The sequence below is a fragment of the Pseudarthrobacter sp. genome (assembly GCF_036675385.1).
In the GTDB taxonomy this organism is placed as follows: Bacteria; Actinomycetota; Actinomycetes; order Actinomycetales; family Micrococcaceae; genus Arthrobacter.
The window spans coordinates 1-15,605 of the sequence record NZ_JAKFFD010000144.1 but is presented as its reverse complement, the minus strand read 5'-3'; the positions used below and the strand labels follow the sequence as shown (position 1 = coordinate 15,605).

Annotated in this window: 16 protein-coding genes; 7 read left to right on the top strand and 9 right to left on the bottom strand. The window is 66.1% G+C overall.

Annotated features, from left to right (window positions below; translation table 11 throughout):
• Positions 1–8: 8 nt before the first annotated feature.
• The 8 genes from V6M49_RS11215 to V6M49_RS11180 all read right to left on the bottom strand — a co-directional run bounded on the left by V6M49_RS11215 (position 9) and on the right by V6M49_RS11180 (position 6,787).
• Positions 9–2,165, bottom strand: coding sequence for a chorismate-binding protein (locus V6M49_RS11215; RefSeq protein WP_332761161.1), 2,157 nt, complete (start codon positions 2,163–2,165; stop codon positions 9–11).
• On the bottom strand, positions 2,162–2,722 hold the full coding sequence (locus V6M49_RS11210) for a low molecular weight protein-tyrosine-phosphatase (protein ID WP_332761160.1): 561 nt from the start codon (positions 2,720–2,722) through the stop codon (positions 2,162–2,164). The genes V6M49_RS11215 and V6M49_RS11210 overlap by 4 nt, the downstream gene beginning before the upstream one ends.
• 127 nt (positions 2,723–2,849) lie before the next feature.
• Positions 2,850–3,857, bottom strand: coding sequence for a bile acid:sodium symporter family protein (locus V6M49_RS11205; RefSeq protein ID WP_332761159.1), 1,008 nt, complete (start codon positions 3,855–3,857; stop codon positions 2,850–2,852).
• Between the two features lie 132 nt (positions 3,858–3,989).
• Positions 3,990–4,613 (bottom strand): LysE family transporter, encoded by a 624-nt coding sequence (locus tag V6M49_RS11200; protein WP_332761158.1) that lies wholly within the window; start codon positions 4,611–4,613, stop codon positions 3,990–3,992.
• A gap of 40 nt (positions 4,614–4,653) precedes the next feature.
• Positions 4,654–5,043, bottom strand: a complete 390-nt coding sequence (locus tag V6M49_RS11195) for a type II toxin-antitoxin system VapC family toxin (protein WP_141138674.1) — start codon at positions 5,041–5,043, stop codon at positions 4,654–4,656.
• Positions 5,043–5,279 (bottom strand): type II toxin-antitoxin system Phd/YefM family antitoxin, encoded by a 237-nt coding sequence (locus tag V6M49_RS11190; RefSeq protein ID WP_104063282.1) that lies wholly within the window; start codon positions 5,277–5,279, stop codon positions 5,043–5,045. The genes V6M49_RS11195 and V6M49_RS11190 overlap by 1 nt, the downstream gene beginning before the upstream one ends.
• A 68-nt stretch (positions 5,280–5,347) precedes the next feature.
• Entirely contained in the window at positions 5,348–6,169 is an 822-nt protein-coding gene (locus V6M49_RS11185) for a methyltransferase domain-containing protein (protein WP_332761157.1), read from the bottom strand.
• 102 nt (positions 6,170–6,271) lie between these two features.
• On the bottom strand, positions 6,272–6,787 hold the full coding sequence (locus tag V6M49_RS11180; protein WP_332761156.1) for a MarR family winged helix-turn-helix transcriptional regulator: 516 nt from the start codon (positions 6,785–6,787) through the stop codon (positions 6,272–6,274).
• 186 nt (positions 6,788–6,973) lie between these two features.
• Here V6M49_RS11180 and V6M49_RS11175 point away from each other — a divergent pair, with 186 nt between their 5' ends.
• Entirely contained in the window at positions 6,974–9,190 is a 2,217-nt protein-coding gene (locus V6M49_RS11175) for an MMPL family transporter (protein WP_332761155.1), read from the top strand.
• Between the two features lie 5 nt (positions 9,191–9,195).
• On the opposite strand, the gene V6M49_RS11170 is transcribed toward V6M49_RS11175, so the two are convergent.
• Positions 9,196–10,125: an NAD-dependent epimerase/dehydratase family protein gene (locus tag V6M49_RS11170; RefSeq protein ID WP_332761154.1), complete on the bottom strand. Its 930-nt coding sequence runs from the start codon at positions 10,123–10,125 to the stop codon at positions 9,196–9,198.
• A 127-nt stretch (positions 10,126–10,252) separates the two neighbouring features.
• Here V6M49_RS11170 and V6M49_RS11165 point away from each other — a divergent pair, with 127 nt between their 5' ends.
• The 6 genes from V6M49_RS11165 to V6M49_RS11140 all read left to right on the top strand — a co-directional run.
• Positions 10,253–11,029, top strand: a complete 777-nt coding sequence (locus V6M49_RS11165; protein ID WP_332761153.1) for a TetR/AcrR family transcriptional regulator — start codon at positions 10,253–10,255, stop codon at positions 11,027–11,029.
• 69 nt (positions 11,030–11,098) lie between these two features.
• Positions 11,099–11,323 carry a hypothetical protein gene (locus V6M49_RS11160; protein ID WP_141138668.1) on the top strand — a complete coding sequence of 75 codons (225 nt, stop codon included), beginning with the start codon at positions 11,099–11,101 and terminating at the stop codon, positions 11,321–11,323.
• A 221-nt stretch (positions 11,324–11,544) separates the two neighbouring features.
• The gene (gene dnaK, locus V6M49_RS11155; protein ID WP_141138667.1) at positions 11,545–13,425 is read left to right on the top strand and encodes a molecular chaperone DnaK; all 1,881 of its coding nucleotides are present in this window, start codon (positions 11,545–11,547) and stop codon (positions 13,423–13,425) included.
• A gap of 2 nt (positions 13,426–13,427) precedes the next feature.
• Positions 13,428–14,114 carry a nucleotide exchange factor GrpE gene (locus tag V6M49_RS11150; protein ID WP_332761152.1) on the top strand — a complete coding sequence of 229 codons (687 nt, stop codon included), beginning with the start codon at positions 13,428–13,430 and terminating at the stop codon, positions 14,112–14,114.
• Between the two features lie 85 nt (positions 14,115–14,199).
• Complete coding sequence (locus tag V6M49_RS11145) at positions 14,200–15,171, top strand: DnaJ C-terminal domain-containing protein (RefSeq protein WP_332761151.1); 972 nt, start codon at positions 14,200–14,202, stop codon at positions 15,169–15,171.
• Positions 15,172–15,186: 15 nt separating this feature from the next.
• Positions 15,187–15,605: heat shock protein transcriptional repressor HspR (locus V6M49_RS11140; RefSeq protein WP_332761150.1), on the top strand; the 419-nt coding region annotated here is incomplete at its 3' end.

The following is a 15,605-nucleotide window of genomic DNA, read 5'->3' as shown; positions in this document are numbered from 1 at the left end:
TCCGGGGGTCAGGCGTCGGGAAAGTCCGCACCCAGCGCGGAAAGCACACCGTGCGCCTTCACGCGGATTTCGTCGTACTCCTCGTCAGGTACCGAGTCGGCAGTGATGGCGCCGCCGACGCCGAGGGTGAGTTCCGCCGTCGAGCCTTGTTCGTCGCCGTCCCCGGCCACCGCCGTGGTTACCAGGGTGCGGATCGCCACCGCCAGGTCCGTGGCCCCGTTGAGGGAAAAGTAGCCGATCGCGCCGGAATACAGGCCGCGCGGGCCCTCCTCCAACCGGTCCAGGATGGCCATGGTGCTGATTTTCGGGGCGCCGGTCATGGAGCCGGCCGGGAAACAGGCGGCCACCGCCTCGGCCCGCGGAGAGCCGGGCAGGAGCCGCGCGTCGATGGTGCTGACCATCTGGTGCACCGTGGCGTAGCTTTCGATCTCGCACAGCCTGCTGACAGTCACCGATCCGGGCTCCGCGAAGTGGCTGAGGTCGTTCCGCAGCAGGTCCACAATCATGATGTTTTCCGCGCGGTCCTTCAGCGAGGTCGCCAGGTCCTCCCGCAGCTGCCTGTCACGCTCCGGATCAGCACCCCGGCGCCGGGTGCCCTTGATCGGTTCGGCGCGCATGCCGCCGTCGGACGTTATCCTCAGGAACCGCTCCGGCGACGTACTGGCCACCGTCAGCCCGCCGAACCGCAGGTAGCTGGCGAACGGCGCGGGATTCTTCCGCCGCAGCGCGAGGTACGTCGGCCAGGGGGCCGCCGCGGCCGCGGGCAGCCGGGCCGTGAGCGTGGTGGTCAGGCAGACCTCGTATGAGTTCCCCTCATGGATTTCGTGCTGGGCGGCGGCGATTTTGGCCAGGTAGGACGGCTCCGTGTCGCGGCTGCTGAATGCGGGCCCAACGGGACGGACGACGCCGTTGCTGCCGCCGGCGTGGGTGCGTTGGTCCCCTGGGCCTGGCGTGCTCGCGGCGGGGGCGGCGGCAGCGGCAGCGGCAGCGACGGCGGCGCGGGCGTCGGTCAGCCAGCGGTCGGCGTCGGGCGCTTCCAGGGCAAGGAGCCAGGCCGCTCCTTCCACGTGGTCCAAAACGACGGCCCGGCCCGCGAAGATCAGGGCAGCGTCAGGAGTCGGCGCCGCCACGTCCGTTCCGCCGGTTTCGCGCTTGAGCTCATAGCCCAGGCAGCCCAGCCAGCCCAGGGTGAAGTCGCCCGGGTAGCCGTCCGGCGTGCGGACTGCCCGGCGTCCCCAGACGGTGTCCAGCCAGCGGAAGAACGGTCCCGGCACGCGCGCCGTGGCGGAGCCTGCCGTGATGACGCTTTCGCCGGACCGGTGCGTGACCGCCTGGCCGTACGTCCCGCCGTCGTCCGCCAGGATGCTGAAGCGGCTGCGCACGGTGGCGGGCTGCTGTTCCGACGGCGTCGCGGGCGCGCCGGGGGACGCGCTGTCGGAGGAGCCTGGGGTGGGGGAGCCCGCGTTGGAGGAGTCCAGCCAGACGGCATTTGCCGAGCCGCCGTAGAGGTTCTCGAAGAGCACCGCGGCGTCCGGCCTGGCGTCCAGCCGTTCTGCGCGCAGCCTGAGGCCGCGGCGGGCGGCAAGCTCGGGAACAAGGGCAGGTCCGAGAGCGGGCAGGTACGCGAGGGCCTGCATAACGTCGGCGGTGGCGGACCCGTCGGCATTGTTGAGGACGCGGATATCTGCTTGGTGGGGGACGTCGTCGGCGGCGAGCCAGGCTTCTTCCTGCTCAGCCCACTGGTCCCAAAACGGTTCATACGTCCCGCCGTCGCGGTCCAGGGCCCGCTTCCGGCGGACGTCGTCCGGCGAGTCTGCCCAGATGACCGCGCTGAGCAGGGGCCGGGCGTCCGCAGCCGCCGCCCCCACTCCCTCAATGATCACGATCTCGGCGGGCAGCGTGACCCGCGTGTCGCCGTCGTAATGCCTTTCCCAGTCCCAGCTGGTCCAGGTGGCGGGCTCGGCGCGGCTCAACGGCGTGAGCACCGTGGAAACGTAGCGCTCGATGCCAGCGGTGAGACCGTTCCAGCCCGGGTAGATGTCCTCCAGGTGGAAGAGCGCGACTTTGTGATGGTTCCGCAGCTGCGCGGCCAGTTCGATGGCCAGAGTGGTTTTCCCTGCGCCGGATCGCCCGTCAATGGCGATGATCACAGGTGCGGGGGTCATGAAATAGAGCGTACCTGCTGCTGCATCAGCTGCTGTCGCGGCGCCGCCTGGCCAAGGACCGTGCGGACATGCGCGACGACGCCGGGCACAGCGCCGCGGATCTGCTCCCAGACGGCGTCAAAATCGGCGTGTCCCCCGTACCAGGGATCCTCGATGCCTTGGTCCAGCGGATCGCTGCCGGCAGCGGCGAGGTCGAAGCTGCGGAGCATCCTGACCTTGTTCGTGGCGTGCGCGTCCGGCGCGGCGTCGCGCAGCCAGGCGTAGTGGTCAACGTCCAGTGCCAGGATGAGATCGCGTTCGCGGAACCACCCAGCCTGCCAGGCGCGGGCAACATGGTGCTCTGAGCCCAGATGCGTTTCCGCAAGCCGGCGGGCGGCGCGCGGATCGATGGGCCGCCCTGCCTCATAACCGGTAGTTCCTGCCGAATCCACTGTCACATCCAAGCCCAGGCCTTCTGCTTGGAAGGCCGCGCCCAACATCATCTCAGCCATCGGTGACCGGCAAATATTTCCCGTGCAGACGGCGATGATTCGGTATGGGCTCGACCATGAGTTCATGGGGCTAAGCATGCGGGACCAGGGCATTCTTGGCCAGCTGGCATTCGCATGTCGTGACAGGTTCGTAAGAAATTTGACTGAAAAGTCAAAATTCCGTCCGTCCGTCTGCCTTCCAGGATCGGCCTTGCTAGGCGTCCTGCAGCGGGCGCCGCGCCAGCCAGGCTGCCACGATCGCGCCGGAGATGTTGTGCCACAGCGAGAAAACGGCGGACGGCAGTGCGGCCAGCGGCGTGAAATGCGCGGTGGCCAGCGTGGCGGCCAAACCGGAGTTCTGCATGCCCACTTCGAAGGCGAGCGCCCTCCGTGCTTTATCGTCCAGCCGGCCCAGTTTGCCCGCCAGGTAGCCGAGGCCCAGGCCGAAGCCGTTGTGGAGGACCACTGCGAGGAACACGATGCCGCCCGCGGCCACGATCTTGGAGGCGCTGCCCGCCACAACAATCGCGACAATGAAGGAAATTACGACGGCGGATGCCCAAGGCAATGCCGGCAGCAGCTTGGCGATGAGGTTCTTGAAGAACAGCCGCGCCAGCAGCCCGGCGATGACGGGCAGGAGTACCGTCTTGATGATGTCCAGGACCATGCTCCCGGCGTCGATTTCCAGGAACGATCCGGCCAGGAACAGGACCAGCAGTGGCGTAACCACCGGTGCGATCAGGGTGGATACCGAAGCGACGGCTACAGACAGGGCAACGTCCCCCTTGGCCAGGAAGGCCATCACGTTCGAGGCGGTGCCGGATGGTGCACAGCCCACCAGGATCAGGCCTACGGCAAGCTCCGGCGGAAGCTGGAGCGCCACGGCAATCAGCCAGCCCGCACCGGGCATGATCACGTAGTGCGCCACGATGCCCAGGACCACTGCCCACGGGCGCTTCACCACAGAGGCAAAATCCGGCGGCGTCAGGGTCAGGCCCATACAGAACATGATGATGCCCAGCAGGTACGGGACGCTGGGCCCCAGCGGCTGGAAGGTGGCTGGCACAAGGAAGCCGGCGACACCCGCCAGGACCACCAGCGCCGGGAAGATCGTGACGGCAAGCCGCGCGATTTTCGCCTCGGCGGCCAGCGCCGGGTTGGCGGGGTTGGTGGCGTCAGGGCCGGATTCTGTCGATGTGGGGGATTTGGTTGCCTCAAGCATTTATCGATCGTGGCATTGATGTCCGGAAGGTGGCCACTTCATGACCATACCCAGGGCAAAAATGTCAGACATCTGCGGCCGGAAGGCTTGCCAGTGGATCCAGGCCTTGACGACGGGCCTGGAAGAACACGACTAGTGGATCAGCGCAAGGAGAATTCCTACCGCCACAAAGAGCACCCCGAAGATCCGGCTGAGGATCTTCTGGCCACGGGCGTTGTGCGTGAACCGCTGGAAGGACTTGGCGGCAAAGGCGAAGAAGAACCACATCACCAGGATGTCGATCACCACCACGGTGGCTGTGAGCACAAGGTACTGCGGCAGGAGCGGCTGTTCCGGGCGGATGAACTGTGGCATAAACGCGAGGAAGAAAACGATGGCCTTCGGGTTGAGCAGGTTGACCCAGAGGCCACGCCGGAACATTGACCAGGCGGGCTCGTTCCGCAGGGCGGCGGCCTGTTCCTGGTCCAGCTCCGGCTTGCTCAGGAACTGGCGGATGCCCAGGTACACCAGATAGGCGGCCCCGGCGTAACGGATCACATTGAAGGCCACCGGGGAGCTTGCCACCAGCACACCGACGCCCAACGCCACGATCACCACGTGGACAACCAGGGCTGCCTGCTGGCCAAGGATGCCCCAGATGGAGCGGCGGAACCCTGACGTCAGCGAGTTGCTCATGGTGTTGATGGCACCGGCACCCGGTGTGAAACTGATCAGGGCGCCGGCGCCCGCGAGGGCGAGCCAAAGGGAGAATTGCACCTGCCAAGTTTAGTGCCGTCGGCGCAACAAGAGTGCCGCCTCACCACAGCGTGGTCACGGGTTCGAATGCGTGAAGCTCCTCATCTGCCGTTACCAGTGTCAGCCCCTCCACCATGGCCTGGGCAGCCAGCATCCGGTCAAAGGGGTCCTTGTGTTCCCAATCCAACTGGCCGGCGGCCAATGCATGCGGTGCGGAGATGGACAGCTCAGAGGCGTACAGGTGGGCCACCTGCCGTCCAAAGCTTGCCACTATCGCCGCCCCAGCCGGCAGCTTGCCTTGATGGTGTTTGTAGGACAGTTCGTACGCGGTCATGGGCGACACGTAGACCGAGTTCTCGAGCTTGGTGATGGCGTTCCTGGCCTTGGTGGACAGTTTCCTGGGTTCGGCGAGGGCCCACAGGAAAACATGTGTGTCCAGCAGCAGGCGCATCAATGATCCCTGCCCGTGGCTTCACCCATTTCCTCGTCGGTCCACGGGTCATAGAACCCGTCAGGAATTTGAAGGGGCGCCAGGAAGCCCAGCTCGCGTTTGTGGGGGCGCTCGATTTTCACCAGCCGGGCCACCGGACGGCCTGCCTTGGCGATGACCACATCCTCGCCGTTTTCAACGAGGTTCAACAGCTCAGACAGACGGGTTTTTGCCTCTTGGACGTTGTACTGTCCCATGTTGACCAAGTCTAGTTGGTCAACCTCGGCGGTGTAAGGCTCTGCCCAGTATTCGTTCTCTCCGTAAATCACGCCCGGGCGATGACCTCACCGTTCGGGATCAGGAACCAGCCGTCGTCTGTGGATCCCCAGCGGTGCCATCCTGCCGAAATCCGGGCCAGGTCCGCTGGATTTGCGAAGCCGTATTCAAGGGCCTGCTCCGCGAAGGCCGAATGCAGCACTCGTTCGCCCCAGACCCGGGCCTGCCATCTCCGTTGTTGCCCGGTGGCATAGAGCCAGTTGCTGCTGGTGGGCGCCACGTTGCTGAAGCCCGCAGACTGGGCCCAGGACACGAGCCGGCGGCCGGCGTCGGGCTCGGCCCCGTTGCGTCGTGCGATCCGCTGGTACAGGTCCATCCATTCGTCCAGCTCAGGGATCGTGGGGTACCAGCTCATGCCGTGGAAGTCGGCGTCGCGCACTGCCACTATGCCGCCCGGCTTCGCTACCCGGCGCATCTCGCGCAGCGCCTCCACCGGGTCGGTCAGGTGCTGGAGCACCTGGTGGGCGTGGACGACGTCGAACGTTTCGTCCTCGAAGTCAAGGTCATAGATGTTTCCGGCCAGGAATTCCACATTGGCCACGCCGCGTTCGGCGGCCAGCGCCGTGGCCTGGGCGATGATGTCCGGCGACCGGTCCAGGCCGGTGACCTTTCCGGGCGACACCAGCCCGGCGAAATCGCAGGTGATGCTCCCAGGGCCGCAGCCGACGTCGAGCACTGAAACCCCGGGCGTGAGATGCGGAATGACAAAGGCCGCGGAGTTCTCCGCGGTCCTGGAAGCGTGGGCGCGGACCACCGACTCGTGGTGGCCGTGCGTGTACACATCGTCGTCGTCAGGCTGCTGCTCACTCATAATAAAACGCTACCCCTCCGCAGTGGAAAACAGGCGGAACCGTCCCCGAAGTAGGTGGCACTAAATGTCGTTATGAGCCCTCATGACGACATCTACTGCGACCTACCTGGGCGGAGTGGGCGAGGCGGGGCCGCCGTCGGACGTTTCCTCACGGGCCGCGATGGTGGCGTCCACCATGGCGGCCATGAACCGGCTGACCAGCTCCAACTCTTCGGGCGAGAAACCCGCCATGGCGGCACCCAGGTGGCGCGAAAGCGGCATAAAAATGGCGCTGCCGTCCTGGAAGGCCTTGGGTGTCATGCGCAACTGGACCTGCCTCCGGTCCGGGCCGAGACGCTCCCTCACAACGTGCCCTGAACTGTCCAGCCGGTCGATGAGCGCGGTGGTGGCGGGCGAGCTGAGGTTGAGTTCCCTGCGCAGGATGCCCGGCGTGACCACCAGGCCCTTGGCGGTGTGCCGCATGATCACCGCCAGCGCGTTGAGATCCGTGCGGTGCATGTCGTTGCGGCCGCCCGCAGTGTCCACATACCTGTTGGCCTCCAGCGTGAAGTCCTGGAGCAGGCGGACCAGGGCGAAGGGTGCGGAGTCCGGTGGGCGCTGGAACGCTTCGTCTGTCATGTTCGTCCCGCCTCCGCTCGCTTGCTGGTGCCCGAGATCTGGTCTGGTGCCCTGACGGATATTACTGCAGCGACGCCCGATGGGTAGTTTCAAACAGGAAACCCAACCCATGGCAGTTATCTCCATGATGGAGATACTCTAGGATGGAATCAAGTGTACCGCGTCCACCCGAGCGAAGCAGGAATCATGACATCAAATCCCCTACACAGTGCGAGGGCACCGTTCTGGCTGCGCTGGCTCCTTCCCGTTCTGCTGGTGCTCACGTGGCTGGCCATTGCCGGTGCGGGTGGACCCACGTTCGGCCGGCTCGACGAGGTCTCCTCGAACGACCAGGCCTCGTTCCTGCCGGCGAGCGCCGAGGCCACCGCCGCGCAGGACTGGCAGGCAAGGTTCCGCGATTCAGACGAAGTGCCGGCGGTCATCATCATCGAAAACGACGCCGCCATCAGCCCCGCGGAGCTTGGCGAACTGGCATCCCTGAAGGCTGGGCTGGAGGGCCTGGAACTGGGCAGCGCCGTGATCGGCCCCATCCCGTCCCAGGACGGTGAAGCGGTCCAGTTCATAGCCCCGATCGGGTCCTCCGGCGAGCTGAAGGAATCCGTCCAGGAGTTGCGGGACTTCCTGGCGGATTCCACCCCCGCAGGCATGCAGACCTTCGTCACCGGCCCCGCGGGCCTGACCGCAGACCTGGTCGGCGCCTTCGCCGGCATCGACGGCATCCTGCTGCTGGTGGCACTCGGCGCGGTCTTCCTGATCCTGCTGATCGTCTACCGTTCGCTCCTCCTGCCGCTCGCCGTGCTGCTCACCTCGGTTTTTGCGCTCTGTGCCGCCATCCTGCTGGTGTTCGGCATGGCCAAGCTCGGCTGGATCCAGCTGAGCGGCCAAAGCCAGGGCATCCTGTCCATCCTGGTGATCGGCGCGGCCACGGACTATGCCCTGCTGTACGTGGCGCGGTTCCGCGAGGCCCTGACCCACACACGCAACCGGACGGAAGCGGTGCTGACGGCGTGGAAGGCGTCGTTCGAGCCGATCCTGGCCTCCGGTGCCACCGTCATCATCGCCCTACTCTGCCTGCTGTTCTCCGACCTGAACTCCAACAAGGCGCTGGGCCCCGTTGCGGCTGCGGGCATCCTCTGTTCGCTCTTCGCCGCGCTGACCCTCCTGCCCGCCCTGATGGCACTTTTGGGCCGGGCCGCGTTCTGGCCGTTCCGCCCCAAGCTGGTTCCGGCGGGCGAGCGCGAGCCCGAGCTGGTCACCGGCCTGGAAGGGCAGAAAGGCATCTGGCGGGCCACCGGTTCGCTGGTCTCCCGCCGCCCGCGCACGGTCTGGGTCGCGTCGGTCCTCCTCCTGCTGGTGGCTTCGGCGGGGGTGCTGCAGCTGAAGGCCAACGGCGTGCCGCAGACCGAGGTCATTCTCACCGCGTCCAATGCGGTGGACGGCCAGGACGCACTGGCGCGGCATTTCGACGCCGGCAGCGGCAGCCCCGCCGTCGTAATTGCGGACGAAAGCAAGGCCGCTCAGGTGTTGGAAAAGGTCAAAGCGGCCGACGGCATGGGGGACGCCTACCTCCTGGCTGAAGGCAGTGTGCCGATCACCGGTGCCCCCGGCGCTCCCAGCGCCCCGGACGTCCACGACGGCAGAGTGCTGATCAACGCCACGCTTAATTACGCCGCGGATTCCATCGAGGCGGAGGATGCGCTCAAGGCGCTGCGCCAGGAGGTAAAAGCGGTCGACGCCGGCGCTTTGGTTGGCGGCGTGACCGCCACTGCCCTGGACACCAACACCACCGCCCAGCGCGACCTGGTGATCATCATCCCCATCGTCCTGGCGGTCATCCTGGTCATCCTGATGCTGCTGCTGCGCTCCGTGGTGGCGCCGGTCCTGCTAGTGCTCTCCGTGGTGCTGTCGTACGGCGCGGCCATGGGCGTTTCGGCCGTCGTCTTCAACAGCCTGCTCGGATTCCCCGGCGCCGACGCCACCGTGCCCCTGTTCGGGTTTGTGTTCCTGGTTGCCCTGGGTGTGGACTACAACATCTTCCTGATGAGCCGGGTGCGGGAAGAGTCGCTGAAGCACGGGACCCGGCCGGGCATCCTTCGCGGACTCGGCGTGACCGGCGGAGTGATCACTTCGGCCGGCGTGGTGCTGGCCGCCACGTTCGCCGCACTGAGCGTCATCCCCATCATGTTCCTGGTGCAGCTGGCCTTCATTGTGTCGTTCGGCGTACTGCTGGACACCGTGCTGGTGCGCTCGCTGCTGGTCCCTGCGCTGGCGTACGACATCGGCCCGAGCATCTGGTGGCCCGGCAAGCTGGGCCGGACGGAGCTGGATGCCGCGGTGCGGCGGGAGGTTGGCCCGGCCGAGCCCGGCATTCATCCCGCGTCAGAGTCTGCCAGCCGCCGCTAGGGCACCTAGCCCTGCGCGCGCCACCATGCCACTGTGGCCGCGGCCGCCTCGGGCAGGGCCGTCGGCCGCAGGCCAAACACGGAGTCGCTGGCGGCGGAGTCCATCACAAACGGCCGCTCGAACTGATAGAGCATTTCGGCAACTTCGCGGAAGTCTTTCGAGAACACACCCATGGTCCTGAGTGCCCAGCCCGGAATGGCTCCAAGCTTCGGCGCCTGCACTCCGCCAGCCTCGGTGAACGCTGTGGCCAGCTGCCGCTGCGTGACTGCCGGACCCGTGGGCGCGTGCCACACCTTGTTCCACAGCGACGGCGTCGCCGCGGCATGGATCATCGCGGCGGCCAGGTCCGGGACGTACGTGAATGAATGGGGCTGATCGGCGCTCCCGATGACCCAGACTTTCTTGCCGGCCAGGACGGCGGGGACCACGCGCTCTCCGGCATGTGAGGTTCGCACCCGAGGGCCAAAGAAATCGCCAGCAACCACGCTGACGGTGTTGGTCGGAGAGGCGTCCCGCGCCTTGAGCAGCGCGGTGCGGACGCCCCGCTTGCCGCCCTCGGCAGTCCGCGGACCCGCCTCGACCATGGGGCGTTCAGGCTCGCTGTACGAGTAAAGGCTTTCGGGAAAAACGACGACGGCGCCTACCTCGCCTGCTGCGGACAGCACCGTTTGCTCGGCCCTGGGCAGTTCTGCTTGCCACGCGTCCACGCTGTAGGCGGAGCCGTGGATGCAGTGGAAGACGGCAGTGGCGCCCGCGAAGGCGTCCCGCAGTTGGGCGGCGTCCTGGACGTCGGCCTTCACCCGCTCCACCAGCGGGTGCTTGGGGCCGCTGCCCGAACGGGTGAGGATCCTGACGTTTTTCCCCTGCCCCGCGAGCTGTTCTGCGACTGTCCAGCCCACAGGCCCCGCGCCCGTAACTACGTATAGACCGTTCATGACTTCCCCTTCAAGAATTCGCTATTGAGAGCACCGCTCTCTCAATAGCGTGCACCCCCGAATGGCAGCTGTCAAGAGCGGTGCTCTCAATTGTTGACACTGCTCTGACTTGTGCCATGCTGGAGCAATGAATGACCCTGTCGCGGCCGCGGAACCCACCCTTCGGACACCGCGGGAGCGCGCCCGCGCCCAGACTATTGCCGACATCGTCAGGCTGGGCAGGGAACACCTGGCAGAGCAGGGCGCGGCCGCCTTGTCCCTCCGCGCCGTGGCAAGGGATCTTGGCGTGGTCTCCTCCGCGGTCTACCGCTACGTGGCCAACCGCGACGAGCTACTCACGCTGCTTCTGGTGGACGCCTACAGCGAGCTCGGCGACGCCGTGGATGCTGCGGTGAACGCGGTGTCTGAGCGCGACTTCGATGGCAGGTTCAAGGCGCTCGGCCGGGCTGTCAGGGAATGGGCGTTGCGGGAGCCTGCGCGCTATGGCCTGCTTTTCGGGAGTCCGGTCCCCGGCTACCAGGCCCCCTCGAGCCAGACCACAACCCCGGGAACGCGCGTGATCTACCGCCTGATCGGCATTCTCGACGGCGCCTACCGGGCAGGTGCGCTGACCGCCATGGCGCGCACCGCCGTCGTACCTTCTGCCTTGTCCGCCGACCTGGAAGCGATCCGCAGTGAACTTGGGCTGGCCCTGCCGGACGAACTCCAGGCGAACGGTGCCCTGGTATGGACGTCGCTCTTCGGGGCCGTGAGTTTTGAGGTTTTTGGCCAATATGGCCCGGATACGTTCCGTGCCCGGGGCGAACTCTTTGAACACCACCTCACCGTCCTCGCGGCGATGGCGGGGCTCGTGCCGGACGGAAACCCGCGGGACGACCCGAAGTCTGCGGCCACCCCTGTTTAGCCCGCCTCCGGCTGAGTAGACTCCAAATGCGCCCGGATGGACGCGGAAACTCAAAGGAGGGATCACGTCATGAGTGAGAACACCGCACCTGAAGAAGATCGCCGCAAGGGCAGCACCGAGCCCGGGCTGGAGGGTGAAGGCGGCCAGTATGAGGGGGGCGACTACGGCGAGGCCGGCGTGGGCGGTTCGGAGAACGAGTCCGAGGAGGGCAGCTACCCGGAAGGCGACTATGGCGAGGCCGGCTCTGCTGGCACCGCGCGCGAGGTGGAAGTGGACGAGGACAAGGACACGTAGCCGCCGTTCACGCACAGCGAACTACTGCCCGGGAAGCGGATTTCGCGCACAAAAATCCCGGAAATCCGGGGAATCGGTTGAGGCTGCCGTGACCCAAAAATCCAAAGTTGAGCGCACTCCGCTCAACTTTGGATTGACATGGCTTGCGCGTTGAGTAAAGTTGAGTGCAGAACGCTCAACACGAGCGCCAGCAAGTTTCCAAGGAAAGAAGGAAGCAACACATGTCACGTGCAGTAGGTATCGACCTCGGAACCACCAACTCCGTCGTCTCCGTTCTCGAAGGTGGCGAGCCCACCGTTATTGCCAACGCCGAGGGCGGCCGCACCACGCCGTCCGTCGTTGCATTCTCCAAGTCCGGCGAAGTCCTGGTTGGCGAGATCGCCAAGCGCCAGGCCGTCAACAACATCGATCGCACCATCGCCTCCGTCAAGCGCCACATGGGCACTGACTGGTCCGTCGCCATCGATGACAAGAAGTACACCGCGCAGGAAATCTCCGCCCGCATCCTGATGAAGCTGAAGAACGACGCCGAGTCGTACCTGGGCGAAAAGGTCACCGACGCCGTGGTCACCGTTCCCGCGTACTTCAATGACGCCCAGCGCCAGGCCACCAAGGAAGCCGGCGAGATCGCGGGCCTCAACGTCCTCCGCATTGTCAACGAGCCCACCGCGGCAGCACTGGCCTACGGCCTGGACAAGGGCAAGGAAGACGAACTCATCCTGGTCTTCGACCTCGGCGGCGGAACCTTCGACGTCTCCCTGCTCGAGGTGGGCAAGGACGAAGACAACTTCTCCACCATCCAGGTCCGTTCCACCGCGGGTGACAACCACCTCGGCGGCGACGACTGGGACCAGCGCGTTGTTGACTACCTGCTCAAGCAGCTCAAGGTCAAGGGCATCGACCTCTCCAAGGACAAGATCGCCCTGCAGCGCCTCCGTGAGGCATCGGAGCAGGCCAAGAAGGAACTCTCTTCTTCCAGCAGCACCAACGTCTCCCTCCAGTACCTGTCCGTCACCCCCGACGGCCCGGTCCACCTGGATGAGCAGCTGACCCGCGCCAAGTTCCAGGACCTCACCAAGGACCTGCTGGACCGCACCAAGAAGCCGTTCCAGGACGTCATCAAGGAAGCCGGCATCAAGCTCTCCGAGATCGACCACATCGTCCTCGTGGGCGGTTCCACCCGTATGCCCGCCGTGTACGAGCTCGTCAAGGAACTCGCCGGCGGCAAGGAGCCGAACAAGGGCGTCAACCCTGATGAGGTCGTGGCCGTCGGTGCTGCACTCCAGGCCGGTGTCCTCAAGGGCGAGCGCAAGGACGTCCTGCTGATCGACGTCACCCCGCTGTCCCTCGGCATCGAGACCAAGGGTGGCGTGATGACGCACCTGATCGAGCGCAACACCGCCATCCCCACGAAGCGGTCCGAGACTTTCACCACGGCTGATGACAACCAGCCGTCGGTGGCCATCCAGGTCTTCCAGGGCGAGCGCGAGTTCACCCGCGACAACAAGCCGCTGGGCACGTTCGAGCTGACCGGCATCGCGCCGGCTCCGCGCGGCGTCCCGCAGGTCGAGGTCACGTTCGACATCGACGCCAACGGTATCGTGCACGTCTCCGCGAAGGACAAGGGCACCGGCAAGGAACAGTCCATGACCATCACCGGCGGCACTGCGCTCTCCAAGGAGGACATCGACCGCATGGTCCGTGACGCCGAGGAGCACGCCGCCGAGGACAAGGCCCGCCGCGAGGCAACCGACACCCGCAACACGGCCGAGCAGCTCGCGTACTCCGTGGACAAGCTGATCGTCGACAACGCCGACAAGCTGCCCGAAGAGGTCAAGACCGAGGTCAAAGCCGACGTCGACGCCCTCAAGAAGGCCCTCGAAGGCACCGATGACGCAGCCGTGAAGACCGCGTTCGAGAAGCTCCAGGCTTCCCAGTCGAAGCTCGGCGAGGCCATCTACGCCCACGCCGGTTCGCCGGACGGTGCCACCGGTGCCGCAGGCGCCGAAGGCACCGCTGGTGGAGCCTCCGCCGGTGACAAGGCTGCTGACGAGGACATTGTCGACGCCGAGATCATCGACGAAGACGAAGCGAAGAAGTAGCCATGCCGCACCACGGTAACGAGGAAGAGCACAACTCATCCGCGAACCAGGAGCCGGTCATCCGGGACAACCGCAAGGTTGATCCGGTGACCGGGCAGGCCCGGCACCCGGAGGGCGAACAGCCCGCTGCCGCGCCGGGGGGAGAGCCCCTGGTGGGCGAGCCTCTTGGCGGCGAGCTTGTTGACAGGGACGGCGATGCACTCGCCCAGGCCGAGGAAATCCTGAACGGCATCGAGGTGCCGGCCGAGGAATCGGTGGCACAGGGTGCCGGACACGCTGAGGCTGCCGAGCTGAAGAACGATCTCCTCCGCCTCCAGGCTGAATACGTCAACTACCGCAAGCGCGTTGAGCGCGACCGGGCCGTGGCAGGGGAGATGGCCGTTATCGGCGTCCTGAACTCCCTGCTGCCGGTACTGGACGACGTCGATGCCGCCCGCCAGCACGGTGACCTGACCGACGGCCCGTTCGCCGCGATCGCCACCAAGCTGGAGAACGCGCTGAAGACGTACGGACTGGTCCGCATTGATGAGACTGGAGTGGAGTTCGATCCCACGATCCACGAGGCCCTCATCCAGCAGCCGGGCGAGGACATCGAGGTTGACACCGTCAGCCAGGTGCTCCGCTCCGGCTACAAGTCAGGCGAACGAGTCCTCCGCGCAGCACAGGTCATCGTCGCAGTTCCGGCCTAGCATTACCCCGGTGGTTGAGCTTGTCGAAACCCAGGTTTCGGCAAGCTCAACCACCGACCCATTAACTTCTTGAAAGGAAACGCCATTGGCTAGCCAGGATTGGGTGGACAAGGACTTTTACGCGATCCTTGGTATCGCCAAGGACGCTTCCGACGCCGACATCAAGAAGGCCTACCGGAAACTTGCCCGCCAGCATCACCCGGACACCAACGCCGGGAATGCCGCTTCGGAGAAGAAGTTCAAGGACATCTCCGAGGCCTATTCGGTGCTTTCGGACCCCGACGAGCGGCAGCAGTATGACGCGATCCGGGCAATGGGCGGCGGCGCCCGGTTCGCTCCGGGCGGGGCCGGTGCCGCCAACGGCGGGTTCGAGGACATGTTCGGCGGCCTGTTTACCGGAAACGCTGGCCGTCACTCAGGCGGGTTCAGTACAGCCGGCGGCATTCCGCCCGAGTTCGCTGACCTGTTCGGTGGCGGCTTCGGCGGTCAGACCGGCTTCCAGCGCCCGCCGCAGAAGGGTGCCGACCGTACGGCTACCACCAGCATTTCCTTCTCCGGGTCCATCCGCGGCACCACCATCGGCCTGCGCGAACCCAGCGGTGACGTCATTGACGTCCGCGTTCCCGCCGGCATCAAGGACGGCCAGAAAGTGCGCGTCCGCGGCAAGGGCCAGCCAGGGCCCGCCGGCAACGGCGACCTCATGGTGGCCGTGTCCGTCAAGCCGCACGAGGTTTACACGCGCGACGGCGACAACCTCCGCATCCATGTCCCGGTCACCTTCCCGGAAGCTGCCTTGGGCGCCGACATCCAGGTCCCCACCATCGACGGCGAGACCGTCAAGGTCCGTGTTCCGGCCGGCACGCCTTCGGGGCGTACACTCCGGGTCAAAGGCCACGGCGTGAAGACCTCCAAGGTCACCGGCGATCTCCTGGTGACCATCGACGTCGCGGTGCCGAAGAACCTGAACAAGGAAGCCGAAGCAGCTGTGAAGGCCTTTGCCGAAGCCACCGCCGACGCCGATGTCCGTGAAGGCCTGGCCGCCAAGGCCCGGCTCTAAGCAACGGAGCAGACCGTGGACATCAGCGCTGACCAGCCGATCTTCGTGATCTCCGTCGCGGCTGAACTGGCGGATATGCACCCGCAGACGCTCCGGCAGTATGACCGGCTGGGCATTGTCTCGCCCAGCCGGGCGCCGGGGAAGTCCCGCCGCTACTCGCAGCGGGACATCAACATGCTGCGCGAAGTCCAGCGGCTGTCCCACGAGGGCGTCTCGCTCGAGGGCATTAAACGGATCCTTGAGCTCGAGAACCAGGTGGCCGCGCTGCAGCGCAGGGTGAGCGAGCTGGCCGAGGAGCTGGGCCGCCGTCGTGATCCCCTTGATTCGCGGATCTTCGCAGCCGGTGCCGCCGGCGACGTGGTGAGCCTGGCCCGCGGCCAGCGCCCCCGCGCGCGGTCCCAGGCCGTCGTGGTCTGGCGGCCCAGGGCACTGGG

Coding starts and splice junctions, on each gene's coding strand:
- V6M49_RS11185 (WP_332761157.1), bottom strand. CDS start 6,169: ATGAGTGAGCAGCAGCCTGACGACGACGATGTGTACACGCACGGCCAC.
- V6M49_RS11150 (WP_332761152.1), top strand. CDS start 13,428: ATGCCGCACCACGGTAACGAGGAAGAGCACAACTCATCCGCGAACCAG.
- dnaK (WP_141138667.1), top strand. CDS start 11,545: ATGTCACGTGCAGTAGGTATCGACCTCGGAACCACCAACTCCGTCGTC.
- V6M49_RS11170 (WP_332761154.1), bottom strand. CDS start 10,125: ATGAACGGTCTATACGTAGTTACGGGCGCGGGGCCTGTGGGCTGGACA.
- V6M49_RS11165 (WP_332761153.1), top strand. CDS start 10,253: ATGAATGACCCTGTCGCGGCCGCGGAACCCACCCTTCGGACACCGCGG.
- V6M49_RS11180 (WP_332761156.1), bottom strand. CDS start 6,787: ATGACAGACGAAGCGTTCCAGCGCCCACCGGACTCCGCACCCTTCGCC.
- V6M49_RS11195 (WP_141138674.1), bottom strand. CDS start 5,043: ATGCGCCTGCTGCTGGACACACATGTTTTCCTGTGGGCCCTCGCCGAA.
- V6M49_RS11205 (WP_332761159.1), bottom strand. CDS start 3,857: ATGCTTGAGGCAACCAAATCCCCCACATCGACAGAATCCGGCCCTGAC.
- V6M49_RS11210 (WP_332761160.1), bottom strand. CDS start 2,722: ATGAACTCATGGTCGAGCCCATACCGAATCATCGCCGTCTGCACGGGA.
- V6M49_RS11215 (WP_332761161.1), bottom strand. CDS start 2,165: ATGACCCCCGCACCTGTGATCATCGCCATTGACGGGCGATCCGGCGCA.
- V6M49_RS11160 (WP_141138668.1), top strand. CDS start 11,099: ATGAGTGAGAACACCGCACCTGAAGAAGATCGCCGCAAGGGCAGCACC.
- V6M49_RS11190 (WP_104063282.1), bottom strand. CDS start 5,279: ATGGGACAGTACAACGTCCAAGAGGCAAAAACCCGTCTGTCTGAGCTG.
- V6M49_RS11175 (WP_332761155.1), top strand. CDS start 6,974: ATGACATCAAATCCCCTACACAGTGCGAGGGCACCGTTCTGGCTGCGC.